Source organism: Pseudomonas sp. B12(2026) (genome assembly GCF_057767015.1).
This window is the reverse complement of the sequence record NZ_CM173430.1, coordinates 5,358,005-5,384,360: the sequence shown is the minus strand read 5'-3', so window position 1 is coordinate 5,384,360 and position 26,356 is coordinate 5,358,005. Positions and strand designations below refer to the sequence as shown.

The window sequence follows — 26,356 nt, the reverse complement described above, 5'->3', positions numbered from 1 at the left end:
TTGCAGCTGGGAACTGCCTTAGAAGAAGGCCTGGATACCGGTCTGGGCGCGGCCGAGGATCAGCGCGTGGACGTCGTGGGTACCTTCGTAGGTGTTCACCACTTCCAGGTTGACCAGGTGGCGGGCCACGCCGAACTCGTCGGAGATGCCGTTGCCGCCGAGCATGTCGCGGGCCATGCGGGCGATGTCCAGGGCCTTGCCGCAGCTGTTGCGCTTCATGATCGAGGTGATTTCGACGGCGGCGGTGCCTTCGTCCTTCATCCGGCCCAGGCGCAGGCAGCCTTGCAGGGCGAGGGTGATCTCGGTCTGCATGTCGGCCAGCTTCTTCTGGATCAGCTGGTTGGCGGCCAGCGGGCGGCCGAACTGCTTGCGGTCCAGGGTGTACTGGCGGGCGGTGTGCCAGCAGGCTTCGGCGGCACCCAGGGCGCCCCAGGAGATGCCGTAGCGGGCGGAGTTCAGGCAGGTGAACGGGCCGCGCAGGCCGCGCACGTCGGGGAAGGCGTTTTCTTCGGGGACGAACACGTTGTCCATCACGATCTCGCCGGTGATGGAGGCGCGCAGGCCGACCTTGCCGTGGATCGCCGGGGCGGACAGGCCTTCCCAGCCTTTTTCCAGGACGAAGCCGCGGATCTGGCCTTCGTCATCCTTGGCCCAGACCACGAAGACGTCGGCGATCGGGCTGTTGGTGATCCACATCTTGGCGCCGGTCAGGCGGTAGCCGCCGTCGACCTTGCGCGCGCGGGTGATCATCGAGCCCGGGTCGGAGCCGTGGTTCGGCTCGGTCAGGCCGAAGCAGCCGATGTATTCGCCGCTGGCCAGTTTCGGCAGGTATTTCTGCTTGGTGGCTTCGTTGCCGAATTCGTTGATCGGCACCATCACCAGGGAGGACTGCACGCTCATCATCGAGCGGTAGCCGGAGTCGACACGCTCGACTTCGCGGGCGATCAGGCCGTAGCACACGTAGTTCAGGCCGCTGCCGCCGTATTCGGTGGGGATGGTCGCGCCGAGCAGGCCGGTCTCGCCCATCTCGCGGAAGATCGCCGGGTCCGTCTGCTCGTGGCGGAAGGCTTCCAGTACGCGCGGGGCCAGCTTGTCCTGGGCGAACTGGTAGGCGCTGTCGCGGACCATGCGCTCTTCTTCGGTGAGTTGCTGATCCAGCAGCAGCGGATCTTCCCAGTTGAAGCTTGCTTTGTTGGCCATGGAGAAACCTCGGAACAGACAATGAAGGACCCGACAAGTCTAGGCGGGCACGGTGTCGGCCATCCTAGTCAGCCGTCGGGAAGCCGGACAACCGACTAATTCGCACGCTGTTGTGCTATTTTGTCACTCCGTAATTGTATCCCTGACGCGCTTTTCCACGCTTCCTTCTCTATATGGGTATAGCGTTTCATCCGGCCCGTCCGTATCACGAGATTCCGAAGAGGCATTCGATGCGACGCAAGATCCCGACCACCGCGGCGCTGGTCGCCTTCGAATCCGCCGCCCGCCACGAGAGTTTCACCAAGGCCGCCGACGAGTTGTCGCTGACCCAGAGCGCCATCTGCCGGCAGATCGCCGCGCTGGAGGAGTTCCTCGGCGTCGGCCTGTTCCGCCGCTCGCGGCGCGGAGTGAAGCTGACCGAGGCCGGGCTGAACTACAGCCGCCGCATCGCCGCGCGCCTCGATGCGGTGGAGCGCGACACCCTGGCGGTGATGGGCCAGCAGGGCGGCGGCACCCTGGAGCTGGCGGTGGTGCCGACCTTCGCCACCCAGTGGCTGCTGCCCCGGCTGAAGGACTTCAAGCGCCTGCACCCGGAAGTCACGGTCAACCTGACCAACCGCACCCGCCCGTTCCTCTTCGCCGACACCGAGTTTGACGCCGCGCTGTATTTCGGCGACGGCGTCTGGTCCGGCACGGAGGCCAACTTCCTGATGCACGAGAACCCGGTGCCGGTGTGCAGCCCGGAGCTGCTGGGCGGGCGGACCGGGCTGTCCGCCGCGCAGATCGCCGAGCTGCCGCTGATGCAGCAGACCACCCGGCCCTACGCCTGGCGCCAGTGGTTCGGCTCCCTCGGCATGAGCATCGCGCACGACATGGGCGGCACCCGCTACGAGCTGTTCTCCATGCTCGCCGAGGCGGCCATGCTCGGCATGGGCGTGGCGCTGATCCCGCCGATGCTGATCCAGCGCGAGCTGGCCGACGGCAGGCTGATCGTGCCGATGCAACATGCCTATTTGAGCGAAAACGCCTATTACCTGATGATTCCCGAGCGCAAGGTGGAGTCGGCGACCCTCGGCGCGTTCCGCGACTGGCTGGTCGACGAGGCCGCCCGCTACCGCGCCGAAGCCGGCCTCGGCTGAACCTGCGCATCCCCGCCCACAAGGCGAACCTCCAAGGAGTTCACATGAATTTCCACACCCGCAAATGGGTAAAACCCGAAGACCTCAACCCGAACGGCACCCTGTTCGGCGGCAGTCTTCTGAAGTGGATCGACGAAGAAGCGGCGATCTACGCCATCGTCCAGCTGGGCAACCAGCGCGTGGTCACCAAGTTCATCTCCGAGATCAACTTCGTCAGTTCCGCCACCCAGGGCGACATCATCGAGCTGGGCATCACCGCCACCGAGTTCGGCCGCACCTCGATCACCCTGACCTGCGAAGTGCGCAACAAGATCACCCGCAAGAGCATCCTCACGGTCGACAAGATGGTCTTCGTCAACATCGGCCCGGACGGCCACCCGGCGCCCCACGGCCGCACCGAGATCAAGTACATCAAGGACCAGTTCAAGGACGACGCCATCCCGCAGGCCTGATCGCCTGCCACGTCTTTCCCTGCGGGCCCGGAGCGACGGCGCGCCGCGGCGAAACCCTTTGCTTTTGCGTCGATTGAATGTGAGCCTGTGCCCGCCTACGGCGGGCATTGGGCCGATGCAGCCTCCCCGCCGCTCCAGCAAAACAACGACCGGGGAGAGACCATGCACACCACCTTCGCATCCACGTTGCGCCAACTGGCCGTGGCCACCTGCGCCAGCCTGCTGCTGGCCGGCGCCGCGCACGCCGCGCCGCTCAAGGCCGACGCCAAGCCCGAGGCCGGCACCTTCAAGATGGGCATGCAGCCCTGGCTGGGCTACGGCCAGTGGTACGTCGCCGAGCAGGCCGGCGCCTTCAAGGCCAACGGCCTGGAGCAGGTCGAGCTGGTCAACTTCACCGAAGACAAGGACATGAACGCCGCCCTGGCCAGCGGCCAGATCGACGGCGGCAACCTCGCCACCCACACCGCCATGGCCATGGTCGCCGCCGGCCTGCCGGTGAAGATCGTCCTGTTGCTGGACCAGAGCACCAGCGCCGACGCGCTGATCGTCGACCCGTCGATCAAGACCCTGGCCGACCTCAAGGGCAAGCAGGTCGCCTACGAGGAAGGCACCACCAGCGACATCCTCCTGCACAGCGCCCTGCGCAAGGCCGGCCTGAGCCTCGCCGACGTGCAGCCGGTGCCGATGCCCGCCGCCAACGCCGGCAGCGCGCTGATCGCAGGGCAAGTCCCGGCCGCCGTGACCTACGAGCCCTACCTGTCCGCCGCCAAGCAGCAGAACCCCAAGGTCGAGCTGCTGTACAAGGGCTCGGATGACCCGGGCATCATCAGCGACGTGTTCGTGGTCCGCGACGAAGTGCTGAAGGAGCGTCCCGGCCAGGTGCTGGCGCTGCTCAAGAGCTGGGAAGCCGGCCTCAAGCACTACCAGGAGAAGACCGCCGAAGCCCGCGCCGCCATCGCCAAGGGCGTCGGCGCCGACGAAGCGGAGCTGAGCAGCGCCTTCGACGGCGTGCACTTCTACTCCCTGAAGGAGAACAAGGCCGAGCTCAAGGGGGGCTTCCAGAAGGGCTCCTTCGAGCACATCCAGAAGGCCGCCAGCGAAGCCGGCATCCTCCAGCAACCGGTCGCCCCGGCGCGGGCCATCGACGCGCGCTTCGTCGAGGCGCTCTGAGGCACCCCCGCGCGCCGGCTCCGGGCCGGCGCGCGTCTTCACCCGTCCGGCGAGCCCTCCATGAAAGCCCGTAAATCCCACCCGCTGTTCACCATCGGCAAGCCGATCGCGCAGCGCCACTTCCTGCTCATCGGCGGCGCCGTGTTCGTCCTGCTGGCGCTGCTCTGGTGGCTGGCCGGCGCCAGCGGCGCGGTGCCGAAGATCTTCCTGCCGGCGCCCGGCGACGTCTGGGCGCGGATGCTCAAACTCTCCGCCGACGGCACCCTGTGGGCGGACCTGAAGGTCAGCGTGTACCGCATCGCCGTGGCCTTCCTGGTGTCCTCGGCGATGTCCATCGTGATCGGCGTGTTCGCCGGCTGCTACGGCTTCTGGAAGGCCGCCACCGAGCCGCTGGTGGACTTCGTGCGCTACATGCCGGTGGTCGCCTTCGTCCCGCTGACCATCCTCTGGGCCGGCACCAGCGACTTCCAGAAATTCCTCATCATCTGGATCGGCACCTTCTTCCAGCAGGTGCTGATGGTGATGGACGCCATCAAGCGCGTGCCGGCGGACTTCGTCGGCCTCGGCCGCACCCTCGGCATGCCGGACCGCCGCATCCTCCTGAAGATCGTCCTGCCCAGCGCGCTGCCGGGCATCTGGGACGCCCTGCGGATCAGCCTCGGCTGGGCCTGGACCTGGCTGGTGCTGGCCGAGCTGGTGGCCGCCACCTCGGGCCTGGGCTACCGCATCACCGTGTCCCAGCGCTTCTTCCAGACCGACACCATCATCGGCTACATCCTCCTGCTCGGCGTCCTCGGCCTGATCACCGACCAGGCCATGCGCGCCGCCGAGAAGGTCCTGTTCCGCTACAACCGGAGGCGCGGCTGATGGCGACCCTGGAAATCTCCGGCCTGCACAAGAGCTTCGCGGTCGGCAAGGAGCGCCGCGAGGTGCTGCGCAACATCGACCTGACCCTGGCGGACAACGAATTCGTCTCCATCGTCGGCACCTCCGGCTGCGGCAAGAGCACGCTGCTGTCCATCGCTGCCGGCCTGGAAGACTTCGACAGCGGCAGCGTGAAGGTCGACGGCGTGCCCATCGCCGGCCCCGGCCTGGACCGTGGCGTGGTGTTCCAGTCCTACACCCTGCTGCCCTGGCTGACCGCGCGGCAGAACGTCGAGTTCGCCCTCAAGGCCGCCGGCCTGTCCCGCGCGCAGTGCCGCGAGGTCGCCGACGAGCACCTGGCGCTGGTGAAGCTGGAGAAGTTCGCCGACGCCTACCCGAACGAGCTGTCCGGCGGTATGAAGCAGCGCGTGGCGATCGCCCGCGCCTTGTCCTACCGGCCGAAGATCCTGCTGATGGACGAGCCCTTCGGCGCGCTGGACGCCATGACCCGCCACCAGATGCAGGAGCTGCTGACGCGCATCTGGGAGATCCACCGGCTGACGGTGATGTTCGTCACCCACGACGTGGAAGAAGCGGTCTACCTCTCCGACCGCATCGTGGTGATGGGCCTGGGGCCGGGGCGGATCAAGACCACCTTCGAGGTCAAGCTCGGCCGCCCGCGCCACGAGGACATGGCCGCCAGCGCCGAGTTCATCGACCTGCAGCGCCAGGTGCTGCGCTCGATCCGCGAGGAAGAGCAGGGCGCCGCCGTCCTCTGAGGTCCACCAGCCGGCGCGGCGGGCTCATTGCGCGGGCCGTGCCGGCGGCTTGTCGGCGACCCGGGCGGTCGGGGTAGAATCGAGCTGGTCTATACCAGGAGTTCGCTTCGTGCTCGCCACTACCCTGGTGCTGCTGGCCGCCCTGCTGCACGCCACCTGGAACACCCTCGTCAAATTCAGCAATGACCGCCTGCTGGTGGTCGCCTGCATGGACCTGGTCGGCGTCGGCGCCGCGCTGCTCATGCTGCCCTGGACCGACGTGCCGCCCGCCGACGTCTGGCCCTGGCTGCTGAGCGCCGTGGCGTTGCAGCTGGTCTACCGGGTGCTGCTGATCCAGGCCTACAAGGTCGGCGACCTGGGGCTGGTCTACCCGCTGATGCGCGGCCTGTCGCCACTGGTGGTGCTGGCGCTGACCCTGTACTTCGGCGGCGAGCGGCTCAGCGAGCGGCAGGTCCTCGGCATCCTGCTGATCCCGCTGGGCATGCTCTTCCTGCTCAAGGGCGGCGGCGGTTCGAAGCTGCCGTGGATCGCCTTTCCCACCGTGCTGCTGATGGGCCTGTGCATCGGCAGCTACACCTGGACCGACGGCAACGCGCTGAAACGCTGGCCGCAGCCGCTGGACTACCTGGTCTGGCTGTCGCTGCTCTCCGGCCTGCCGTTCCCGCTGGTGGCGCTGGTCGGACGCACCCGCGCCTTCGCGAAATTCTGGATCAGCGACTGGAAGCTCGGCATCGGCGTCGGCCTCTGCGTGCTGCTCAGCTACGGGCTGGTGCTCTGGGCCATGCGCCTGGGCTCCATCGCCGAGGCCGCCGCCCTGCGCGAGACCAGCGTGCTGCTGGTGGTGCTGTTCGGCATGCGCTTCCTCAAGGAGCCTTTCGGCCTGCCGCGCCTGGCGGCATGCAGCCTGGTGCTGGCGGGGATGCTGGTGATGAAGTTGTGACGAGCGGACATGCCACCGTTACCCGCTCGTCTGTGGGATGAGCGCCGGCGCCGACCGGGCCGCTAATGTCGAAGGTTCCGCCGCTCATCCGTTCGACAGGCCGGGGCGCCTGAGCGGAGTCGGGCTGGCTGCGACCGATGGCCGCAGCCGGCTCAGCGTGCTCTGGATCATTCGGGGATCGGGGCGGATAATCCGGCGCTTCCGTGTCCAGCCGTCCCACAAGAGTCCCCCCATGAAGTTGAAGACCCTGCTCGTTCTGCTGCTCGCCGGCGCGGCGCTCGCCGGCTGCCATCGCCTGGACCCCAACTCGCCGGAGGCCAAGCGCCAGGTGGTGTTCAAGGAGCTGCTCAAGACCAGCGAGGACATGGGCGGCATGCTGCGCGGGCGCATTCCGTTCGACGCCGAGAAGTTCCGCGCCGGCTCGACCAGGCTGGGCGAACTGGCCGACAAGCCCTGGCAGTATTTCCCCAGCACCCAACCGCCGGCTGACCAGGTGGAGAACTCCGATACCCGAGCCAAGGCGGAAATCTGGCAGCGCCAGCTGGAGTTCCAGGCCGACGCCAAGACCTTCGAACAGGCCGTCCGCGCCCTGGGCGACAACACCCGCAACGCCGCGCCGACCGCCGAGGGCGTGCGCCAGGACTTCGCCGCGGTGGAAGACGCCTGCGAAGCCTGCCACAAGAAATTCCGCGCGCTCTAACGCGTTGTTTTCGTAGGAGCGGACTCTGTCGGCGAATCTCCGGCGGGGCCGGGAGCAAGAGCATCGCGGATAAGATCCGCTCCTACGAAAGCCGGAGCGTATAGCGCTCGGCGTTACGCTTCGTCCGCGATTCGCCGGCATGGCCCGCTCCTGCGGAAATCACATGCTCCGCGCGCTCCCGTAGGAGCGGATCCTATCCGCGATCCGGCCGACAGGCCGGCCCCGGAAGACCGTTGCGACACCCATCGGCATTGCCTGCACGGTCCTCGATGGGTATCGCTTCGCTCCACGCCATCCTACGGCGCTTCATTCCTCCAGCTCGGCGCGGGGCTCCGCCAGCTTGTCCTTGCGCTTCTCGACCTTCTGCGCGTCGCCCTTTTCCAGCGTTGTCCGCAGGCTGGCGCTCTGCTCGCCCGTTGCCCGGGGGCCTGGCTGGCGCACGATGGCGGCCATCAGGGCAGCGCTTCGGAACATTTTCGGAGTCCCGGGTTACCAAACACTAAGACGTTGGAAGGCGGCGGCTAGAGTGTGTCATGGAGTGGCGCTGCACCTGAGGGCCTGGAGCTAGGCCGGCGTTCACGGGGCCCGCGCGGCGGGCGAGGAGGGGCGGGATGCGTGTGGCGATTCGCGTCGTGCAGGGACTCATCGCGTTGCTCGTGCTGGTGTTGCTGGCCGGTATCTGGTGGTACCTGCCGGGCGAGCTGCGGGAGCGCCCGATGCTGGGCGGCACCAGTGAGGATTCCTCGATCCGCCTGGGCGAACGGCGGCGCAGCTACGTCCTCTATGCGCCGCGCCAGCTTGCCGAGCGGCCGGCATTGCTGGTGGTGCTGCACGCCTCCATGAGCAACGGCGAGCGGATGCGCCGCGACAGCGGCTACCGCTTCGACGCGCTGGCGGACCGCGACGGCTTCCTGGTGCTCTACCCCGACGGGGTCGGCGGGCACTGGAACGACTGCCGCAAGGCCGCGACCTACAGCGCGCGCCGCCTGAACATCGACGATGTCGGCTTCCTCTCGACGATGATCGAGCGCCTGCAGCGCGAGCGCGGGGTCGATCCCGCACGCGTCTTCGTCGCCGGCTATTCCAACGGCGGGCAGATGGCGCTGCGCATGGCGGCCGAGGCGGCGGAAAAAGTCGACGGCGTGGCGGCGGTCGCCGCCAGCCTGCCGAGCGCGGAGAACGATGCCTGCCGGGCCGCGCAGCAGCCCAAGGCAGCCTTGCTGATGAACGGCACGCGCGACCCGATCAACCCCTACGCGGGTGGCGTGGTGACGCTGTTCGGCTTCGGCAACCGGGGCCGGGTGCTGTCGGCGCAGGACTCCGCCCTGGCGCTGGCGCGCCGCAACGGCCAGGGCGGCGAGCCGAGCCAGGAGCGGCTGACCACCATCGGGCCGGTGTGGACGCAGCGGCAACGCTGGAATGCCGCCGGCGCGGCGCCGGTTGAGCTGGTGACGGTGTATGGCGGCGGGCACCTGCTGCCGCAGCCGGTGTATCGGCCGCCGCGCCTGCTGGGGCTGGCCGATCCGGAGCTGGATGGGCCGGCAGAGATCTGGCGGTTCTTCAGCGAACTGCCGCACTGAGGCTCAGATATCGATCACCCAGCGCGGGTCGAAACCGCTGTCCTCGCCCGGGTAGGCCCCGGGGTTGGCCACCACCCGGGCCTTGCCGATGCGGTAGTCCTGCCGTTCGTGGACGTGCCCGTGCACCCACAGGTCGCAGCGCTCCACCAGGGATTCCAGGTTCGAGGCGAAGGCCGGCGACAGGGCGTCGCCGACATAGGGCTCGGGAATCGAACGGCCGCAGGGGGCGTGATGGGTGACCACCACGGTGCGCCCGGCGAAGGGCTGCGCCAGTTCCGCTTCCAGCCATTCGCAGGAGGCTTCGCAGAGATCGCGGCTCAGCTCCGGGGTGAAGGGCTGGGTGAAGTAGTCCACGCAGCGGAAGTCCGGCATCAGCAGCAGCGCCTGCTCGACAGCGAGTTCCGCGCCGCGCTCGCCGTAGAGCTGGAAGTCGGTCCACAGGGTCGCGCCGAGCAGGCGCACGTCGCCCAGCACCACCGCGTCGTTCTCCAGGAAGTGGATACCCAGCGCCCGCGCCAGGTTGCGCATGGACTGGGTCAGCTCCGGCAGGTCGGAGTGGTAGAACTCGTGGTTGCCGGCGACGTAGACGATCTCGCTGTCGGGAAACGCCTCCCGCGCCCAGTGCAGCCCTTGCAGGTGCTCGTGGATATCGCCGGCGAGGATCACCAGGTCGGCGGCGGCCTCGGGCAGCGCGCGGCCACCCGAGAAGTGTTCGTGGTGAAGGTCGGAGAGGATACGCAGGCGCATGGTCGGTCACGGCGGCGGCGGGGGTGTTCATTCTGCGCGCGCTTCGTCCGGATTGCCCAGCCCTTGACCTGTGTCATGGCATGGCCGGTCGGGCGAAAATACCCACCCGGAATTAAGGGATGATTCAGATGAAAGCATCAGTTTTCCCTTGGAAAATCAGTCTGGGAGGACTCCATGAAACTCATCTGGATCACCCTGGCCGCCGTCGCGGCGGCCTTCGGCCTGGCCCTGTTCCTCGACCCTCCGGCCACGGTGGACGTCTGGGTCATCCGCAAGCAGGCCATCCTGCTCACCGGCGTCGCGTCCTTCGCCCTGATGTCGCTGATCATGCTGCTGGCGGTGCGCCCGGCGTGGCTGGAGCGGCCGCTGGACGGGCTGGATCGCATGTACCGGGCGCACAAGTGGGCGGGCATCCTCGCCATCGTGCTCGGCCTGCTGCACTACCTGATGGAGCTGGGCGGGCCGCTGCTGGCGAAGTTCTTCGGCAGGCCGGTCAAGGGGCCGCGGATCGAGACCTTCCTCGACGTCTTCCGCGGTTCGGCCAAGGACCTGGGCGAATGGTCCGCCTGGCTGCTGGCGGCGATGCTGGTGATCACGCTCTGGCAGCGCATCCCCTACCACCTGTGGCGCTACGTGCACAAAACCCTCGCGGTGATCTACCTGGTGCTGGCGTTCCACTCCGTGGTGCTGGCGCCGGCGGGCTACTGGGCGCAGCCGATCGGCTGGCTGGTGGCGCTCTGCGCGGCCGTGGGCAGTGTGTGCGCGTTCTACTCGCTGAGCGGGCGGATCGGCCGGCGGCGGACCCATGCCGGCGTGGTGGTCGCGGTCGAGCGCCCCGGCGAGCGCATGCTGGAGGTCACCTGCAAGCTGCAGGGCAACTGGCGGCACCGCGCCGGGCAGTTCGCCTTCCTGACCTGCGACCGCCTGGAAGGGCAGCATCCCTTCACCCTGTCCAGCGCCGACCGCGGCAATGGCGAGGTGCGCTTCAGCATCAAGGCCCTGGGCAACTACACGCAGCGCCTGCAGGACAGCCTGCGGGTCGGCGACCCGGTGAAGGTGGAGGGGCCCTACGGCCGCTTCGACTTCCGCCGCGACAAGGGCGGGCGCCAGGTGTGGATCGCCGGCGGGATCGGCATCACGCCGTTCCTCGCCTGGCTGGAGTCGCTGCAGGAGCGGCGCGACGAGTGCCCGGAGGTGACGCTGCTGTACTGCGTGCGCGCGCCGTCCGACGCCATCTATGCCGGCCGGCTGCGCGAGCTGTGCGCGAAGCTGCCGCGCATCGACCTGCGGGTGCATTACAGCGAGAGCGAAGGCTATCTGCAGGCCGCCGATCTTGAATTGCACCCCGGCCCCCAGGGGCGCTGGCCGAGCGTCTGGTTCTGCGGCCCGCGGGGGCTGGCCGACCTGCTGCGGCGTGACCTGCGCCGCCAGGGCATGCCGCTCAAGCGCTTCCACCAGGAAGCCTTCCAGATGCGCTGAGGCGCCTCAGAAGCCGACGATGCCGGCGTCCTGCAGCCGCTGCCGCAGCTGCAGGACGTCCGGCGCCTGGAAGAAGTTTTCCAGCTGAACGGCGCGCACCTTGCCGATCCCCGGTTGCGCCTGCCATTGCCCGGCGCTGCGCGCGGCCAGGGCGGTCCAGTCCTCGTCGCGGGGCAGGGCATCGGGAGAGGGCACGCCAAGGGCGCGCAGCCAGGTGGCGAAGGAACGCTGGCGCGCCAGCTGGAACTGCTGGTGCAGGTTCGCCGCGCTGCGTTCGCCCAGGCCGGGCACTTCGCGCAGTTGCTCGGGCGTCAGCGCCAGCCAGTCGAGCAGTCCTTCCAGCAGGCCGGCATCCCGCAGGCTCCGCCAGGTACCCGGCCCCACGCCGGATAGCGCCAGTCCCTGCTTGCCACTGAGCCACTCCAGGCGGGCGAGGAATTGCTGCTGGCAGTCGGCCGTCGCCTGCCAGCAGGTCTGGGCGCCGTATTGCCCGTCCGCCGGCGCCGCGACATCGCTGCGTGTCGGCGAGCGCCAGACCACGCCGTCCAGGCGCGGGATGGTCAGGCCGGCAAGGGCGATGGCGACCTGGTCGCCGGGACGGATGTCCAGGCTGCGCCAGCGCTTCAGCGAGCCCGCGCCGACACGCTGGATGTTGCGCCCGTCCAGCTCCACCAGCGCCAGGTGCAGCACCGGCGTTACCCGGCCGCTGCGCCCGACCTTGAATTCGACCCGGCGGACTTCGGCCAGCGCCTGCTGATACGGATATTTCCACGCGACCGCCCAGCCCGGAGGCTGCGCGCTCCAGCGCTTGCCCGGCGGACGCACGCCCTGGCGGATGACGATGCCGTCGCTGGCGAAGGGCAGCGGCTGCCGGTACCAGCGCTCGCGCCAGGCCTCGATCTCGGCGAACCCGCTGACCGGCACGCTCAGTTCGGCGCTGTCGGCGAAGCCCAGTTGTCGCAGACGGTTCAGGCGCGCCGGCATGTCCAGCGGACCCTCCGGAAGCTCCCAGACGAACAGGCCGATCTGTTCTCCCTCGCTGCCAAGCGACTTGCGCGCCATCAGCCCGGCCACCTTGCCGCGCGCGCCCAATCCGCCCTGGCGGGCCTGGACGTGCTCCGGCAGGCGCCAGTAGAGCTCGCCCTGCAGCACCAGCCGGCCGTGTTCGCCGGGCAACTGCCGGGGGATCGCCGGCACCTGCCGCGCATTGGCCGTCCAGTCCTGCCCGGCGATGCCGTCGCCGCGGCTGATCGCCTGGCGCAGCCGGCCGTCCTGGTAGACCAGGCTGACGGCGACGCCGTCGACCTTGGGCTGCACCCACAGGTCGCTGCGGTGGGTCAGCCAGCCGCGCACGGCGGCGGCGTCCGGGAGCTTGTCGAGGCCGGTGTGGACGATCGGGTGGCGGACCTCGCCGGCGCTGCTGGCCAGCGGCGCGTCGGCGGCCACGGGGACCTGCGGATAGCAGGCCTGCCATTGCCGCAGCCGCTCGCGGGCCTGGTCGTAGAGCTCGTCGGCGACGGGCGAGACGCCCTGCCGGTGGTAGGCGTCGTCCCATTGCGCGAGTTGGGCCTGCAAGGCGCGGATTTCGTTGCCGGCCTGTTCGGGCGTCCAGTGCGGGCAGGCGGGGGCGGCGAGCGGCAGGCAAAGCAGGAGGGCGAGGAGCGAACGTGGCATGGCGGGCATCCGTGCGGCGGGGAGAGCGCCAGCCTAGAGGCCGAGCGCGGCGGGCGATGCCGAGCTGGAACGCGGATTCTTCGCAGCGGCGTGTCGGACGCCGGAAACGAAAAAGCCCCGCCGGGGCGGGGCTTTTCCGAGGACGGACCTTACAGGCCGGCGGCGTCACGCAGGGCGGCGGCCTTGTCGGTGCGCTCCCAGGTGAAGGCGGTGAAGGTGTCGTCGCCGTAGGTCATTTCGAACGGGGTGCGGCCGAAGTGGCCGTACGCCGCGGTCGGCTGGTACATCGGGTGCAGCAGGTCGAGCATCTTGGTGATCGCGTACGGACGCAGGTCGAAGTGCTCGCGGACCAGCTGGACGATCTTGTCGTCGTCGATCTTGCCGGTGCCGAAGGTGTTGATCGAGATGGAGGTCGGCTGGGCCACGCCGATGGCGTAGGACACCTGGATCTCGCAGCGCTCGGCGAGGCCCGCGGCGACGATGTTCTTGGCCACGTAGCGGCCGGCGTAGGCCGCCGAGCGGTCGACCTTGGACGGGTCCTTGCCGGAGAAGGCGCCGCCGCCGTGACGGGCCATGCCGCCGTAGGAGTCGACGATGATCTTGCGCCCGGTCAGGCCGCAGTCGCCCACCGGGCCGCCGATCACGAAGTTGCCGGTCGGGTTGATGTGGAACTGGGTGTCCTTGTGCAGCAGCTCGGCCGGCAGGACGTGCTTGATGATCAGCTCCATCACGCCTTCGCGCAGGTCGTTGTAGCTGACTTCCGGGTTGTGCTGGGTGGACAGCACGATGGCGTCGATGCCGACCACCTTGCCGTTCTCGTAGCGGCAGGTGACCTGGGACTTGGCGTCCGGGCGCAGCCACGGCAGCAGGCCGGACTTGCGGGCTTCGGCCTGGCGCTCGACCAGGCGGTGGGAGAAGCAGATCGGCGCGGGCATCAGCACGTCGGTTTCGTTGCTGGCGTAGCCGAACATCAGGCCCTGGTCGCCGGCGCCCTGGTCTTCGGGCTTGGCGCGGTCGACGCCCTGGTTGATGTCCACCGATTGCTTGCCGATGATGTTCAGCACGCCGCAGGTGGCGCCGTCAAAGCCGACGTCGGAGCTGTTGTAGCCGATGTCGATGATGACCTTGCGCACCAGGTCTTCCAGGTCGACCCAGGCCGAGGTGGTGACTTCGCCGGCGATGATCGCCACGCCGGTCTTCACCAGGGTCTCGCAGGCCACGCGGGCGTATTTGTCCTTGGCGATGATGGCGTCGAGCACCGCATCGGAAATCTGGTCCGCGATCTTGTCCGGATGGCCTTCGGATACGGATTCGGAGGTGAAAACAGAGTATTCGCTCATCTAACGGTTCCTATCATTTACCGGTGGGTGAGGACGCTTCGCGAATCCGGCTTGGCGAAATGCCGTACCTGGATCTGAAAGCCATTACGTAAACCAATGTACAAACTTTCGCCGGGCTCAAGCCCCGCGGAATCGGCCCAGTGGGCCAGGTCTTCCTGTTCGAACCCCAGCCAGAGGTCACCGCAGGCCTCGCGGGCCCAACTCTGGTCGTGGCTGCAGAGCTCCGTCACCAGCAGGCTGCCACCGGGTTTGACCAGGTGCGCCAGCTGCTTCAGGGCATCCGCCGGTGCGGCGAAATGATGCAGCACCATGTTCAGCACCACGCAGTCCGCCGCGTCGTCGGCGTCCTGCAGGGCATCGGCCAGCCGCAGCCGGACGTTGTGCAGACCTTCGCTGGCGCAGCGTTGCCGCGCCATGTCGAGCATCGCCGCGCTGTTGTCCAGCGCGGTGACCTGGTCGAAGCGCCGGGCCAGCTCGGGGAGGAACCCGCCGTCGCCGGGGCCGACTTCCAGCGCCGTGGCGCCGGCAGGGAAACTCAGCGCGTCGAGCAGCGCCAGTACGCTTTCGAGGTATTGCGGCAGTCCTGCGATCAGGTCCTGCGTGGCCCGGAACTTCTCCGCGCTGCGGGCGAAGTAGTCGCGGCTCACCGCGGCGCGCTGGGCGTGCACGCTGGCGATGCGCGCGCTGACATCGAGCGGCAGCACCAGGCTGTCGACCTCGTCGAGCAGCGCGCCGTGCAGCGTGCCGCCGAGGCTGTCGGCCTGGGGCAGGGCGCGGCGATAGAAGATCGCGTTGCCTTCGCGCCGGGTCGCCACCAGGCCGGCCTGGGCCAGCACCTTCAGGTGGTGGCTCATGCCCGACTGGCGGGTGCCGAAGATGTGCGCCAGCTCCAGTACGCCGAACGAATCGTTGGTCAGGGCGCGCAGCACGTTCAGCCGCAGCGGATCGCCGCCGGCCTTGCACAGGGCAGCCAGCTGGTCGCATTCGTCGTGGCGGATTTCGGGCAGGCGCAGGCTCATAGGTCGCGCAGTCTAGTCGTGGGTCCCCGGGTGGGCAATAGCTGTATCAAAAAGTTTTGATATTGGCGGATGAGCGGTTTTTGATCAGTTGGCCGGCGCGGCCGGGTGCTGTGCATCAGGCATCTGCCGATCTGTCATTGCCCCGCGGGGCCCGGCTGGGCGAAAATGCTGGCCTTTTTTCATTCCCTTCGAAGTTTCGAAGCAGCCCCCGCAGGAGATTCAGCGATGCCCAGCCGTCGTGAGCGAGCCAACGCCATCCGCGCACTGAGCATGGATGCCGTGCAGAAAGCCAACAGCGGCCATCCCGGCGCCCCCATGGGCATGGCGGATATCGCCGAAGTGCTCTGGCGCGACTACCTCAGGCACAACCCGGGCAACCCGCAATGGGCCGACCGCGACCGCTTCGTGCTGTCCAACGGCCACGGCTCGATGCTGATCTACTCGCTGCTGCACCTGACCGGCTACGACCTGTCGATCGACGACCTGAAGAACTTCCGCCAGCTCAACTCGCGCACCCCGGGCCACCCGGAGTACGGCTACACCGCCGGCGTCGAGACCACCACCGGCCCGCTGGGCCAGGGCATCGCCAACGCCGTGGGCATGGCGCTGGCCGAGAAGGTGCTGGGCGCGCAGTTCAACCGCGACGGCCACGCCATCGTCGATCACTTCACCTACGCCTTCCTGGGCGACGGCTGCATGATGGAGGGCATCTCCCACGAGGTGGCTTCGCTGGCCGGCACCCTGCGCCTGAACAAGCTGATCGCCTTCTACGACGACAACGGCATCTCCATCGATGGCGAAGTCGAAGGCTGGTTCACCGACGACACCCCCAAGCGCTTCGAAGCCTACGGCTGGCAGGTGATCCGCAACGTCGACGGGCATGACGCCGACGAGATCAAGACCGCCATCGACACCGCGCGCAAGAGCGACGCCCCGACCCTGATCTGCTGCAAGACCGTGATCGGCTTCGGCTCGCCGAACAAGCAGGGCAAGGAAGAGTGCCACGGCGCTCCGCTGGGCAACGACGAGATCGCCGCCACCCGCGCCGCGCTGGGCTGGAACCACGGCCCGTTCGAAGTCCCGGCCGAGATCTACGCCGAGTGGGACGCCAAGGAAGCCGGCGCCAGCCACGAGAACGAGTGGAACCAGCGCTTCGCCGCCTACCAGGCCGCGCACCCGGAACTGGCTGCCGAGTTCCTGCGCCGCGTGGCCGGTGAACTGCCGGCGGACTTCGCCGAGAAAGCCGCGGCCTACGTCGCCGAAGTCGCCGCCAAGGGCGAAACCATCGCCAGCCGCAAGGCCAGCCAGAACGCGCTGAACGCCTTCGGCCCGCTGCTGCCGGAACTGCTCGGCGGCTCGGCCGACCTGGCCGGCTCCAACCTGACCCTGTGGAAGGGCTGCAAGGGCGTGAGCGCCGAAGACGCCAGCGGCAACTACATGTTCTACGGCGTGCGCGAGTTCGGCATGAGCGCCATCATGAACGGCGTGGCCCTGCACGGCGGCTTCATCCCCTACGGCGCGACCTTCCTGATCTTCATGGAATACGCCCGCAACGCGGTGCGCATGTCCGCCCTGATGAAGCAGCGCGTGCTCTACGTGTTCACCCACGACTCCATCGGCCTGGGCGAGGACGGCCCGACCCACCAGCCGATCGAGCAGCTGGCCAGCCTGCGCCTGACCCCGAACCTGGACACCTGGCGCCCGGCCGACGCGGTGGAATCCGCGGTGGCCTGGAAGCACGCCATCGAGCGCGTCGACGGTCCGTCCGCGCTGATCTTCAGCCGCCAGAACCTGCCGCACCAGGCGCGCGACGCCGCCCAACTGGCCGACGTCGCCCGCGGCGGCTACGTGCTGAAGGACTGCGACGGCGAGCCGGAACTGATCCTGATCGCCACCGGCTCCGAAGTCGGCCTGGCCGTGCAGGCCTTCGACAAGCTCAGCGCCGAAGGCCGCAAGGTGCGCGTGGTGTCCATGCCGTCCACCAGCGTGTTCGACCAGCAGGACGCCGGCTACAAGCAGGCCGTGCTGCCGGTGCAGGTCGGTGCGCGCATCGCCATCGAAGCCGCCCATGCCGACTACTGGTACAAGTACGTGGGCCTGGAAGGCCGCGTGATCGGCATGACCACCTTCGGCGAATCGGCCCCGGCGCCGGCGCTGTTCGAGCACTTCGGCTTCACCGTCGAGAACGTGCTGGAAGTGGCCGCCGAGCTGCTCGACGCCTGACGCGTGCCTGAACCTGCCGGGGCGCACCGCGCCCCGGCAGCGATCTCCAAGGGATAACAATGTCCAAGCGCCCTTACCGAGTTGCCCTCAACGGCTACGGCCGCATCGGCCGCTGCGTGTTCCGTGCCCTGCACGAGCGCCGCGCCAGGGCCGATTTCTCCATCGTCGCGCTGAACGACCTGGCCGACCTCGCCAGCCTCGAATACCTGACCCGCTTCGACTCCACCCACGGCCGCTTCCCCGGCGAGGTGAGCGTGGACGACGGCTGCCTGCACATCGGCGGCGATTGCGTGAAGGTGTTCCGCGAGGCGACGCCCGAGGCCATCGACTGGCGCGCGCTGGACGTCGACCTGGTGCTGGAGTGCTCCGGTGTCTACCACGTGCGCGCCGATGGCGAGCGTTTCCTCGCCGCCGGTGCGCCGCGCGTGCTGTTCTCCCAGCCCATGGCCAGCGAGACGGACGTCGACGCCACCGTGGTCTTCGGCATCAACCAGCAGGGCCTCACCGGCAGCGAGAGGCTGGTGTCCAACGCCTCCTGCACCACCAACTGCAGCGTGCCGCTGCTCAAGCTGCTGAACGAGGCGCTGGGCATCGAGTACGTGTCGATCACCACCATCCACTCGGCGATGAACGACCAGCCGGTGATCGACGCCTACCACCACGAAGACCTGCGCCGCACGCGCTCGGCCTTCCAGTCGGTGATCCCGGTGTCCACCGGCCTGGCGCGTGGCATCGAGCGCCTGCTGCCGGAACTTGCCGGGCGGATTCAGGCCAAAGCAATCCGGGTGCCGACGGTGAACGTCTCGGCGCTGGACATCACCCTGCAGGTCTCCCGCGACACCACCGCGCAGGAGATCAACCGGGTGCTGCGCCAGGCCGCCACCGAGGGCCCGTTGAAAGGCCTGCTGGCGTACACCGAGCTGCCCCACGCCAGCTGCGATTTCAACCATGACCCGCACTCGGCCATCGTCGATGGCAGCCAGACCCGCGTTTCCGGTCCCCGCCTGGTGAACGTGCTGGCCTGGTTCGACAACGAGTGGGGGTTCGCCAACCGCATGCTCGACACCGCAGGGCACTACCTGCGGGTCGCCGCTACCGAACGTTAATCAAACAGCCCCAACAGGACTGACAGTCATGACCGTGTTGAAGATGACCGACCTCGACCTCCAAGGTAAGCGCGTACTGATCCGCGAAGACCTCAACGTTCCGGTGAAGGACGGTGTGGTCAAGAGCGACGCGCGCATTGTGGCCTCGCTGCCGACCATCAAGCTGGCCCTGGAGAAGGGCGCGGCGGTGATGGTCTGCTCGCACCTGGGCCGCCCGACCGAGGGCGAGTACTCCGAAGAGAACAGCCTGCAGCCGGTCGCCGACTACCTGGCCAAGGCCCTGGGCCGCGCGGTGCCGCTGGTCAAGGACTACCTGGGCGGCGTCGAGGTGAAGCCGGGCGAAGTCGTGCTGTTCGAGAACGTGCGCTTCAACAAGGGCGAGAAGAAGAACGCCGACGAGCTGGCGCAGCAGTACGCCGCGCTGTGCGACGTGTTCGTCATGGACGCCTTCGGCACCGCCCACCGCGCCGAGGGCTCGACCCACGGCGTGGCCAAGTTCGCCAAGGTCGCCGCTGCCGGCCCGCTGCTGGCCGCCGAACTGGAAGCCCTGGGCAAGGCCCTGGGCAACCCGGCGCGCCCGATGGCGGCCATCGTCGCCGGCTCCAAGGTGTCCACCAAGCTCGACGTGCTGAACAGCCTGGCGCAGATCTGCGACCAGTTGATCGTCGGCGGCGGCATCGCCAACACCTTCCTCGCCGCGGCCGGTCACAAGGTCGGCAAGTCGCTGTACGAGGCCGACCTGGTCGACACCGCCAAGGCCATCGCCGCCAAGGTCAGCGTGCCGCTGCCGGTGGACGTGGTGGTGGCCAAGGAGTTCGCCGAGAGCGCCGTCGCCACCGTCAAGGACATCGCCGACGTGGCCGACGACGACATGATCCTGGACATCGGCCCGAAGACCGCCGCCCAGTTCGCCGAGCTGCTGAAGACCTCCAGAACCATCCTGTGGAACGGCCCGGTCGGCGTGTTCGAGTTCGACCAGTTCGGCGAAGGCACCAGGACCCTGGCCAAGGCCATCGCCGAAGGCTCCGCCTTCAGCATCGCCGGCGGTGGCGACACCCTGGCGGCCATCGACAAGTACGGCATCGGCGAGCAGATCTCCTACATTTCCACCGGTGGCGGCGCCTTCCTCGAGTTCGTCGAAGGCAAGGTCCTGCCGGCCGTCGAAGTGCTGGAGCAGCGCGCCAAGGCCTGAGGCCGGCGACAGCAGGTCCCTGGGCTCCGGCGGCGAATACGCCGACCCGCTCCCAATCCGCACGGCGCCGCCCTCGTCTGATCGGGGGCGGCGCTGGCGTTCCTGCGGCGGGGCGGGCAAGCTGGCGCACTGGATATCCGGCGGGAAAGCCGTCTCAAGGGAGAGTCGCCCGATGCTGCGTTATGTTGTCCCGGCCCTCGCGCTGTCGCTGGTCGCGGGATGCTCGAGCCATTCGTCCGGTGGCGCCGGCGCTAAAGCGGGCGGCTGGAATCGCTGGACCTGCGACAGCCAGGCCGAAGCCATCTGGCGTTACGTGGATGCCAGCAAGTCGGTGGTCGACCTGCGTCTGGGCGAGGATGACGTGGTCCATCACCTGGAGGAGGAACCCGGCGGCGCTGGCGCTTTCTATAGTGACGGACTGGTCGGATTCAGCATCACCGGGGACCAGGGGCTGATCTACTGGGTCGAGAGCAACGATCTCATCGGCCGAGGTTGCAAGTAACCCCGGGCGCCGACTGTCCGGCCCGGGCCGCAAGACTTGAACACGGCCTGCCCCTGCGGCAGGCTTTTGAATTACGTTAATGAGCCCGACTTCTGGGAGAAGCGAAAACCATGGCACTCATCAGCATGCGCCAAATGCTGGACCACGCCGCCGAGTTCGGCTACGGCGTCCCGGCTTTCAACGTCAACAACCTCGAGCAGATGCGCGCCATCATGGAAGCGGCCGACAAGACCGACTCGCCGGTGATCGTGCAGGCCTCCGCCGGCGCGCGCAAATACGCCGGCGCGCCCTTCCTGCGCCACCTGATCCTCGCGGCCATCGAAGAATTCCCGCACATCCCGGTGTGCATGCACCAGGACCACGGCACCAGCCCGGACGTCTGCCAGCGCTCCATCCAGCTGGGCTTCAGCTCGGTGATGATGGACGGCTCGCTGAAGGAAGACGGCAAGACCCCGGCCGACTACGACTACAACGTCCGCGTGACCCAGCAGACCGTGGCCTTCGCCCATGCCTGCGGCGTGTCCGTGGAAGGTGAGCTGGGCTGCCTGGGCTCCCTGGAAACCGGCATGGCCGGCGAGGAAGACGGCGTCGGCGCCGAAGGCGTGCTGGACCACAGCCAGCTGCTGACCGACCCGGAAGAAGCCGCCGACTTCGTGAAGAAGACCCGGGTCGACGCCCTGGCGATTGCCATCGGCACCAGCCACGGCGCCTACAAGTTCACCAAGCCGCCGACCGGCGACACCCTGTCGATCCAGCGCATCAAGGAAATCCATGCGCGCATCCCCAACACCCACCTGGTGATGCATGGTTCCTCCTCGGTACCGCAGGACTGGCTGGCGATCATCAACGAATTCGGCGGCGAAATTCCGGAAACCTACGGCGTTCCGGTCGAGGAAATCGTCGAAGGCATCAAGTACGGCGTGCGCAAGGTGAACATCGACACCGACCTGCGCCTGGCCTCCACTGGCGCCATCCGTCGCTTCCTGGCCAAGAACCCGAGCGAGTTCGATCCGCGCAAATACTTCGCCAAGACCATCGAAGCCATGCGCGACATCTGCATCGCCCGCTACGAAGCCTTCGGCACCGCCGGCCACGCCTCCAAGATCAAGCCGGTCTCCCTGGAAGGCATGTTCCAGCGCTACGCCAAGGGCGAGCTGGAGCCGAAGATCAACTGATCCCGGCTTTGTTCGCTGAAGAGCCCCGCCCCGCGGGGCTCTTTCGTATTCGCCAGAAGGAGATCGATGGCATGTCGATGTTGCTGCGTGCCGGGCTGGCCGCCTTGTCGCTGGCGCTGCTGGCCGGCTGTTCGCTGCGTCCGGCGCAACCGCCGGCGCCACCGCCCAAGCCGCCGGTGGACCTGCCGGTGGACGCGCAGAACTGCCTGAGCCACCAGGAATGCACGCTGAAGACCTCGCGCACCTTGCTGTTCGTCTTCGACTACGCCGAGGCGGGCGCGGCGCTGGTGGAGAACGAGAACCGCGTGCTGAGCACGCCGGAGAAGGCGCCGAATAACGGCTGGCCGGCGATCCGCATCCAGCTTGCCGATCCCGATGGCGGCCGCTTCGAGTTCCACAGCGAATGCCGGCAGAAACGTTGCCGGGTCAAGGATTCGCGCCTGCTCAGCTGCTACCGTAGCTATCTTGATGGCAAGAGCCATCTCGACGGCAAGGCCTGCCGGTTCCGCTGAGCCCTCCCGCTCGGGCCGGACGGGCTCTGGAGGAACGATGACGGATGTACATGGCAGTGCGCGGGACGGTTACGCCCGCGAAGCGAAAGCCTACGCCCACGGGCGCCCGGACTATCCGGAGGAGTTGCTGGGCTGGCTCGGCGAGGCGCTGGAGATCGGCCCGGGCAAGGACGTGGTCGACCTTGGCGCGGGCACCGGGAAGTTCACCGCCTTGCTGCTGCGCACCGGTGCGCAGGTCACGGCGATCGAGCCGGTGGCGGCGATGCGCGAGCAACTGAGCGCGGCCCTGCCGACGGTGAAGGCGCTCAATGGCACCGCCCAGGCGATTCCCCTGGCGGCGCAGAGCCTGGATGCGCTGACCTGCGCCCAGGCCTTCCACTGGTTCGCTGACGAGCGGTCGCTGGCGGAAATCCACCGGGTGCTGCGTCCGGGCGGCCATCTCGGCCTGGTCTGGAATGTCCGTGACGAGCGGATCGACTGGGTCGCCGAGGTGAACCGCATCGTCGAGCGCTACGAAGGCAGCACGCCGCGTTTCCATACCGGCCAGTGGCGCCGGGCGTTCGCCGAGGCGCCGTTCGGGCCTTTGCGCCTGCGCGAATTCAGCTACCAGCATGTCGGCCCGCCGGAGCAGGTGATAGTGTCGCGCGTCCTGTCGGTCAGCTTCATCGCCGCGCTGCCGGACGAACAGAAGCAGCGGGTCGCCGAGCAGCTGCGCGAGCTGATCGCCAGCCATCCGCAGCTGAAAGGGCGTACGGAAGTGGCGTTCCCCTACCGCACCGAGGCCTACAGCGCCCGCGCGCTGGGCTGAGCGGGGAATCAGGTAGACTGGCGGCCGGATTTCCCGCCAGTCGCTTCCCCATGCAGCCGCTTCGTTATCTCCAGGCCTACCCGCAACAGCTCCAGGACCAGGTGCGCCAGCTCATCGAGCAGGACCGCCTCGGCCAGTACCTGGAGCGCCGCTATCCCGGCCGCCACGACGTGCAGAGCGACAAGGCGCTCTACACCTACGCCATGGACCTCAAGCAGCGGCACATGCGCACCGCGCCGGCGGTGGACAAGGTGCTCTACGACAACAAGCTGGACGTGGTGCAGCGCGCCCTCGGCCTGAACACGGCGATTTCGCGGGTGCAGGGCGGCAAGCTCAAGGCGAAGAAGGAGATCCGCGTCGCCTCGCTGTTCAAGGACGCCGCGCCCGAGTTCCTGCAGATGATCGTGGTCCACGAACTGGCGCACCTGAAGGAACGCGACCACGGCAAGGCCTTCTACCAGCTCTGCGAGCACATGCTGCCGGGCTATCACCAACTGGAGTTCGACCTGCGCGTCTACCTGACTTGGCGCGATCTGCCTCAGTAGTACAGGCGCGCCAGGTAGAACAGGCCAAGGCTCCAGGGCAGCAGCAAGGCCAGACCCAGATAGCGGAGCGCCGTCCGTCGGACGCCCTCCCGGCCGCCCAGCCAGCCGATGCCGGCAAGAAACAGCGCGAAAACCGTCAGCCCCGCCAGGATCAGCCGGTACTGCTCCGGCGTGGGCGAGCTCGGTTCGAGCGTGACGTGGCTGAGGTGCCAGATGCAGAACGCTGCCGCGGGCAGCAGCAGTGCGAGCGCAGCGATCGAGCGGCCGGGCAGGCGCAGCAGGAAGGCGATGAACAGGCCGGCCAGCCCTGCGCAGGCGATCAGCGCAGCGAACAGCTGGTCGAGGTAGACGAGATCGGGGGCGGGCGCGAGGACGCGGGGCGCGGCCAGCAGGCGCAGCAGCGGCGCGCCGAGCAGCAGCGCGATCAGGCAGAACAGCCAGCCAGGCAGTTGGCGCAGCATGCGGATGTCCCGGTTTCGTTGCTGCGGCAAGCCCCGGGCGCGCCGGATGGGGTCGGTCGTCCGGGGCTGTTCGCCGCCGCAAAGGTGAGATTAATCAATGATTTGGCTAAACGCCACGGTTTCTTTGAGAAGCATTCCGTTCAATGCAAAAGCCCCTCTTGCGAGGGGCTTTTGCCTGCCTGTCAGAACAGGTCGATCGGTGCTTCTTCCTCGGCCGGCATGCCGCTTCCCGGAGCGCTTCCCGGAGCCAGTTCGCTCATCGAGGGCGGCGTGTCCTCGTTCTTGAACAGCTCGAAATAAGCGCCCGGCGTGCCCGGCGCCGCCGCGCGGCCGGTCACCGGATCGATGCGCAGGCTGACCATGCCGGCGGGCTCGGACAGCAGGTGCGACGGCCGGTCCTTCAGCGCGGCGCCCATGTAGCGCATCCAGATCGGCAGCGCCACGTTGCCGCCGTACTCGCTGTGGCCGAGGCTTTCCGGCTGGTCGAAACCGACCCAGACGGTGGTCATGTAGTCGGCGTTGTAGCCGGAGAACCAGGTGTCCTTGGACTCGTTGGTGGTGCCGGTCTTGCCGGCCAGGTCGTCACGCTTGAGCGCCAGGGCGCGGCGGCCGGTGCCGCGCTTGATCACGTCCTGCAGCATGCTGGTCATGATGTAGGCGGTGCGGGCATCGATGATGCGCTCGGCGGCGGCCGGCTCGATGGTGGTCCTGGCCAGGCTCGGGTCGTCGTTGCCCAGTTCGTTGGTTCCGCTGGGCTGGGCCTGGGCCTGGGCTTGCTCGGCCTGCGCCGGGTCGTTCGGCACGCGGGCCGGGTTGGCCTGGTAGACGACCTTGCCGTCGCGGCTTTCGATGCGCTCGACCACGAAGGGCGAAATCTTGAAGCCGCCGTTGGCGAAGGTACTCCAGGCGGTGGCGATTTCCAGCGGCGTCAGGGTCGCGGTGCCGAGGGCCATCGACAGGTTCGGCGGCAGCTCGTCCTTGTTGAAGCCGAAGCGGCTGATGTAGTTGCGCGCGCGCTCGACGCCCAGCCCCTGGAGGATACGAATCGACACCATGTTGCGCGACTTGTACAGCGCCTCGCGCATCGGGATCGGGCCGAGGAAGGTGTTGGTGTCGTTCTTCGGCCGCCAGACCTTGTCCAGGTACTCGTCGTAGAACACCACGGGGGCGTCGTTGATCAGCGAGGCGGCGGTGAAGCCGTTGTCCAGCGCGGCGCTGTAGATGAACGGCTTGAAGCTGGAGCCGGGCTGGCGCTTGGCCTGGGTCGCGCGGTTGTAGTTGCTCTGTTCGAAGGAGAAGCCGCCAACCAGCGCGAGGATCGCGCCATCCTGCGGGTTCAGCGAGACCAGCGCGCTCTGCGCGGCGGGCACCTGGGTCAGGCGCAGCGAGCCGTCGTCGCGGCGTTGCACGCGGACCACGTCGCCGGGCTGGACCACGTCGCTCGGCTGGCGAGGCATCGGGCCCATGCTGTTGTTGCTGAGGTAGGGGCGCGCCCACTTCATGCCGTCCCAGGGGAGTGCTTCTTCCTTGCCGTCACGGGTCATCACCATGACGCCGCTCTTTTCCACCTGGACGACGATGGCCGGCTCCAGGCCGCCGAGCGGGCGCTGCTGGGCGATCGCCTGGCGCCAGGCGTCGCGGGTCTTGCCGGGCAGGCGGGTCTCCGGACCACGATAGCCGTGACGTTGGTCATACTCCTGCAGGCCGTCGCGCAGGGAGTTGTTGGCGAGCTCCTGCAGGTCGCTGCGCACGGTGGTGTAGACGCGGTAGCCCTCGGTGTAGGCGTCGCCGCCGAAGCGTCCGACCAGCTCGGCGCGGGCCATCTCGGCGATGTAGGGGGCGGCCAGTTCAGGGCTCTGTACGTGGTAGGACGCCCCGACGGGTTCCTTCACCGCTTCGTCGTAGCGTGGCTGGTCGATGAAGCCCAGCTTGAGCATGCGCTCGAGGATCCAGTTGCGGCGCTCCAGGCTGCGCGCCGGGTTGGCCAGCGGGTTGTAGCGCGACGGGGCCTTCGGCAGGCCGGCGATCATCGCCATCTGGGCCAGGCTCAAGTCCTTGATCGACTTGCCGTAATAGACCTGGGCGGCAGCTTCCACGCCGTAGGCGCGGTTGCCCAGGTAGATCTTGTTGACGTACAGCTCGAGGATCTCGTCCTTGGTGAGCGAGCGCTCGATCTGCAGCGCAAGCAATATCTCGTTGATCTTCCGGGAGAAACTGCGCTCGTTGGTGAGGAAGTAGTTCTTCGCCACCTGCATGGTGATGGTACTGCCGCCGGTCTGGATATGCCCTGTCTTCAATAATTGGGCAGCAGCACGCATCAGGCTCTTGACGTCCACGCCATAATGGTTCGCGAAATTGTCATCCTCGGCCGATAACAGTGCGTGGGTGAAATCCTGGGGGATTTCGGCAAAGCGGATCGGCGTACGGCGCATTTCGCCAAACTCTGCTATCAATCTGTTATCGCTGCTGTACACCCGCAACGGCATCTGCAAACGCACGTTGCGCAAGGCCTCCACGGACGGAAGGTTGGGGCTGAGGTAGAGATAGGCGCCGCTGAAACTGAGCAGCAATCCACAGATTATGGTGACGCATGTCCACCACAGAAACTTCAGCAGGCGCATTGGAAGGTCTTGGATTTCCAGAGAAAAGAAAGAGTTAAGCGGATGGCGCGGCAAAAAGGGAAAAGCTGATCACATTATAAGCAGTTTTTTTCCCATCGAGCCATTTGCGCGGGTGTCAAGTCTGGTAT

Annotated in this window: 25 protein-coding genes; 17 read left to right on the top strand and 8 right to left on the bottom strand. The window is 67.7% G+C overall.

Going from position 1 to position 26,356, the window contains the following annotated elements; genetic code table 11:
* Positions 1-18: 18 nt before the first annotated feature.
* Positions 19-1,200, bottom strand: a complete 1,182-nt coding sequence (locus AC3B6A_RS25030; protein WP_488399793.1) for an acyl-CoA dehydrogenase — start codon at positions 1,198-1,200, stop codon at positions 19-21.
* 230 nt (positions 1,201-1,430) lie between these two features.
* On the opposite strand from AC3B6A_RS25030, the gene AC3B6A_RS25025 reads away from it, so the two are divergent.
* From AC3B6A_RS25025 to AC3B6A_RS24995, 7 genes are all read left to right on the top strand, one after another.
* On the top strand, positions 1,431-2,339 hold the full coding sequence (locus tag AC3B6A_RS25025) for a LysR family transcriptional regulator (protein ID WP_488399792.1): 909 nt from the start codon (positions 1,431-1,433) through the stop codon (positions 2,337-2,339).
* A gap of 44 nt (positions 2,340-2,383) precedes the next feature.
* The gene (locus AC3B6A_RS25020; RefSeq protein WP_488399791.1) at positions 2,384-2,791 is read left to right on the top strand and encodes an acyl-CoA thioesterase; all 408 of its coding nucleotides are present in this window, start codon (positions 2,384-2,386) and stop codon (positions 2,789-2,791) included.
* Between the two features lie 162 nt (positions 2,792-2,953).
* Entirely contained in the window at positions 2,954-3,961 is a 1,008-nt protein-coding gene (locus AC3B6A_RS25015) for an ABC transporter substrate-binding protein (RefSeq protein WP_488399789.1), read from the top strand.
* Between the two features lie 60 nt (positions 3,962-4,021).
* Positions 4,022-4,828, top strand: coding sequence for an ABC transporter permease (locus AC3B6A_RS25010; RefSeq protein ID WP_488399788.1), 807 nt, complete (start codon positions 4,022-4,024; stop codon positions 4,826-4,828).
* Positions 4,828-5,604, top strand: a complete 777-nt coding sequence (locus AC3B6A_RS25005; protein WP_488399787.1) for an ABC transporter ATP-binding protein — start codon at positions 4,828-4,830, stop codon at positions 5,602-5,604. The genes AC3B6A_RS25010 and AC3B6A_RS25005 overlap by 1 nt, the downstream gene beginning before the upstream one ends.
* Before the next feature lie 109 nt (positions 5,605-5,713).
* A complete protein-coding gene (locus AC3B6A_RS25000) occupies positions 5,714-6,544 on the top strand; it encodes an EamA family transporter (protein WP_488399786.1) in 831 nt (276 codons plus the stop codon).
* A 232-nt stretch (positions 6,545-6,776) separates the two neighbouring features.
* Positions 6,777-7,244: a c-type cytochrome gene (locus tag AC3B6A_RS24995; RefSeq protein ID WP_488399785.1), complete on the top strand. Its 468-nt coding sequence runs from the start codon at positions 6,777-6,779 to the stop codon at positions 7,242-7,244.
* A 306-nt stretch (positions 7,245-7,550) separates the two neighbouring features.
* Here AC3B6A_RS24995 and AC3B6A_RS24990 read toward each other — a convergent pair whose 3' ends face one another.
* A complete protein-coding gene (locus AC3B6A_RS24990; protein ID WP_488399784.1) occupies positions 7,551-7,718 on the bottom strand; it encodes a DUF1090 family protein in 168 nt (55 codons plus the stop codon).
* Between the two features lie 137 nt (positions 7,719-7,855).
* On the opposite strand from AC3B6A_RS24990, the gene AC3B6A_RS24985 reads away from it, so the two are divergent.
* A complete protein-coding gene (locus AC3B6A_RS24985; protein ID WP_488399783.1) occupies positions 7,856-8,824 on the top strand; it encodes a CE1 family esterase in 969 nt (322 codons plus the stop codon).
* A gap of 3 nt (positions 8,825-8,827) precedes the next feature.
* Here AC3B6A_RS24985 and AC3B6A_RS24980 read toward each other — a convergent pair whose 3' ends face one another.
* Positions 8,828-9,571, bottom strand: coding sequence for a metallophosphoesterase (locus AC3B6A_RS24980; protein WP_488399782.1), 744 nt, complete (start codon positions 9,569-9,571; stop codon positions 8,828-8,830).
* A gap of 174 nt (positions 9,572-9,745) precedes the next feature.
* Between AC3B6A_RS24980 and AC3B6A_RS24975 the strand changes: the two genes are divergently transcribed.
* Positions 9,746-11,050, top strand: coding sequence for a ferredoxin reductase family protein (locus tag AC3B6A_RS24975; RefSeq protein WP_488399781.1), 1,305 nt, complete (start codon positions 9,746-9,748; stop codon positions 11,048-11,050).
* Positions 11,051-11,056: 6 nt separating this feature from the next.
* Here AC3B6A_RS24975 and ligB read toward each other — a convergent pair whose 3' ends face one another.
* From ligB to AC3B6A_RS24960, 3 genes are all read right to left on the bottom strand, one after another.
* Positions 11,057-12,724, bottom strand: a complete 1,668-nt coding sequence (gene ligB, locus AC3B6A_RS24970; RefSeq protein WP_488399780.1) for an NAD-dependent DNA ligase LigB — start codon at positions 12,722-12,724, stop codon at positions 11,057-11,059.
* Positions 12,725-12,873: 149 nt separating this feature from the next.
* A complete protein-coding gene (gene metK, locus AC3B6A_RS24965; protein WP_488399779.1) occupies positions 12,874-14,064 on the bottom strand; it encodes a methionine adenosyltransferase in 1,191 nt (396 codons plus the stop codon).
* 17 nt (positions 14,065-14,081) lie between these two features.
* Positions 14,082-15,083 (bottom strand): ArsR/SmtB family transcription factor, encoded by a 1,002-nt coding sequence (locus tag AC3B6A_RS24960; protein ID WP_488399778.1) that lies wholly within the window; start codon positions 15,081-15,083, stop codon positions 14,082-14,084.
* Between the two features lie 225 nt (positions 15,084-15,308).
* On the opposite strand from AC3B6A_RS24960, the gene tkt reads away from it, so the two are divergent.
* The 8 genes from tkt (at position 15,309) to AC3B6A_RS24920 (ending at position 23,146) form a co-directional block, all read left to right on the top strand.
* Entirely contained in the window at positions 15,309-17,306 is a 1,998-nt protein-coding gene (gene tkt, locus AC3B6A_RS24955; RefSeq protein ID WP_488399777.1) for a transketolase, read from the top strand.
* 59 nt (positions 17,307-17,365) lie between these two features.
* Positions 17,366-18,412, top strand: a complete 1,047-nt coding sequence (epd, locus tag AC3B6A_RS24950; RefSeq protein ID WP_488399776.1) for an erythrose-4-phosphate dehydrogenase — start codon at positions 17,366-17,368, stop codon at positions 18,410-18,412.
* Positions 18,413-18,440: 28 nt separating this feature from the next.
* Positions 18,441-19,604 carry a phosphoglycerate kinase gene (locus tag AC3B6A_RS24945; RefSeq protein WP_488399775.1) on the top strand — a complete coding sequence of 388 codons (1,164 nt, stop codon included), beginning with the start codon at positions 18,441-18,443 and terminating at the stop codon, positions 19,602-19,604.
* 172 nt (positions 19,605-19,776) lie between these two features.
* The gene (locus AC3B6A_RS24940) at positions 19,777-20,106 is read left to right on the top strand and encodes an MliC family protein (protein ID WP_488399774.1); all 330 of its coding nucleotides are present in this window, start codon (positions 19,777-19,779) and stop codon (positions 20,104-20,106) included.
* A gap of 110 nt (positions 20,107-20,216) precedes the next feature.
* Positions 20,217-21,281, top strand: a complete 1,065-nt coding sequence (gene fba / locus AC3B6A_RS24935; protein WP_488399773.1) for a class II fructose-bisphosphate aldolase — start codon at positions 20,217-20,219, stop codon at positions 21,279-21,281.
* Positions 21,282-21,352: 71 nt separating this feature from the next.
* The gene (locus AC3B6A_RS24930) at positions 21,353-21,793 is read left to right on the top strand and encodes a hypothetical protein (RefSeq protein ID WP_488399772.1); all 441 of its coding nucleotides are present in this window, start codon (positions 21,353-21,355) and stop codon (positions 21,791-21,793) included.
* 37 nt (positions 21,794-21,830) lie between these two features.
* Positions 21,831-22,601 (top strand): class I SAM-dependent methyltransferase, encoded by a 771-nt coding sequence (locus AC3B6A_RS24925; RefSeq protein ID WP_488399771.1) that lies wholly within the window; start codon positions 21,831-21,833, stop codon positions 22,599-22,601.
* A gap of 50 nt (positions 22,602-22,651) precedes the next feature.
* Positions 22,652-23,146 (top strand): YgjP-like metallopeptidase domain-containing protein, encoded by a 495-nt coding sequence (locus AC3B6A_RS24920; RefSeq protein WP_488399770.1) that lies wholly within the window; start codon positions 22,652-22,654, stop codon positions 23,144-23,146.
* On the opposite strand, the gene AC3B6A_RS24915 is transcribed toward AC3B6A_RS24920, so the two are convergent.
* Both AC3B6A_RS24915 and AC3B6A_RS24910 read right to left on the bottom strand, forming a co-directional pair.
* Positions 23,140-23,607 (bottom strand): hypothetical protein, encoded by a 468-nt coding sequence (locus AC3B6A_RS24915; RefSeq protein WP_488399769.1) that lies wholly within the window; start codon positions 23,605-23,607, stop codon positions 23,140-23,142. The genes AC3B6A_RS24920 and AC3B6A_RS24915 overlap by 7 nt on opposite strands.
* A gap of 182 nt (positions 23,608-23,789) precedes the next feature.
* On the bottom strand, positions 23,790-26,228 hold the full coding sequence (locus AC3B6A_RS24910) for a penicillin-binding protein 1A (protein WP_488399767.1): 2,439 nt from the start codon (positions 26,226-26,228) through the stop codon (positions 23,790-23,792).
* Between the last annotated feature and the right edge of the window lie 128 nt (positions 26,229-26,356).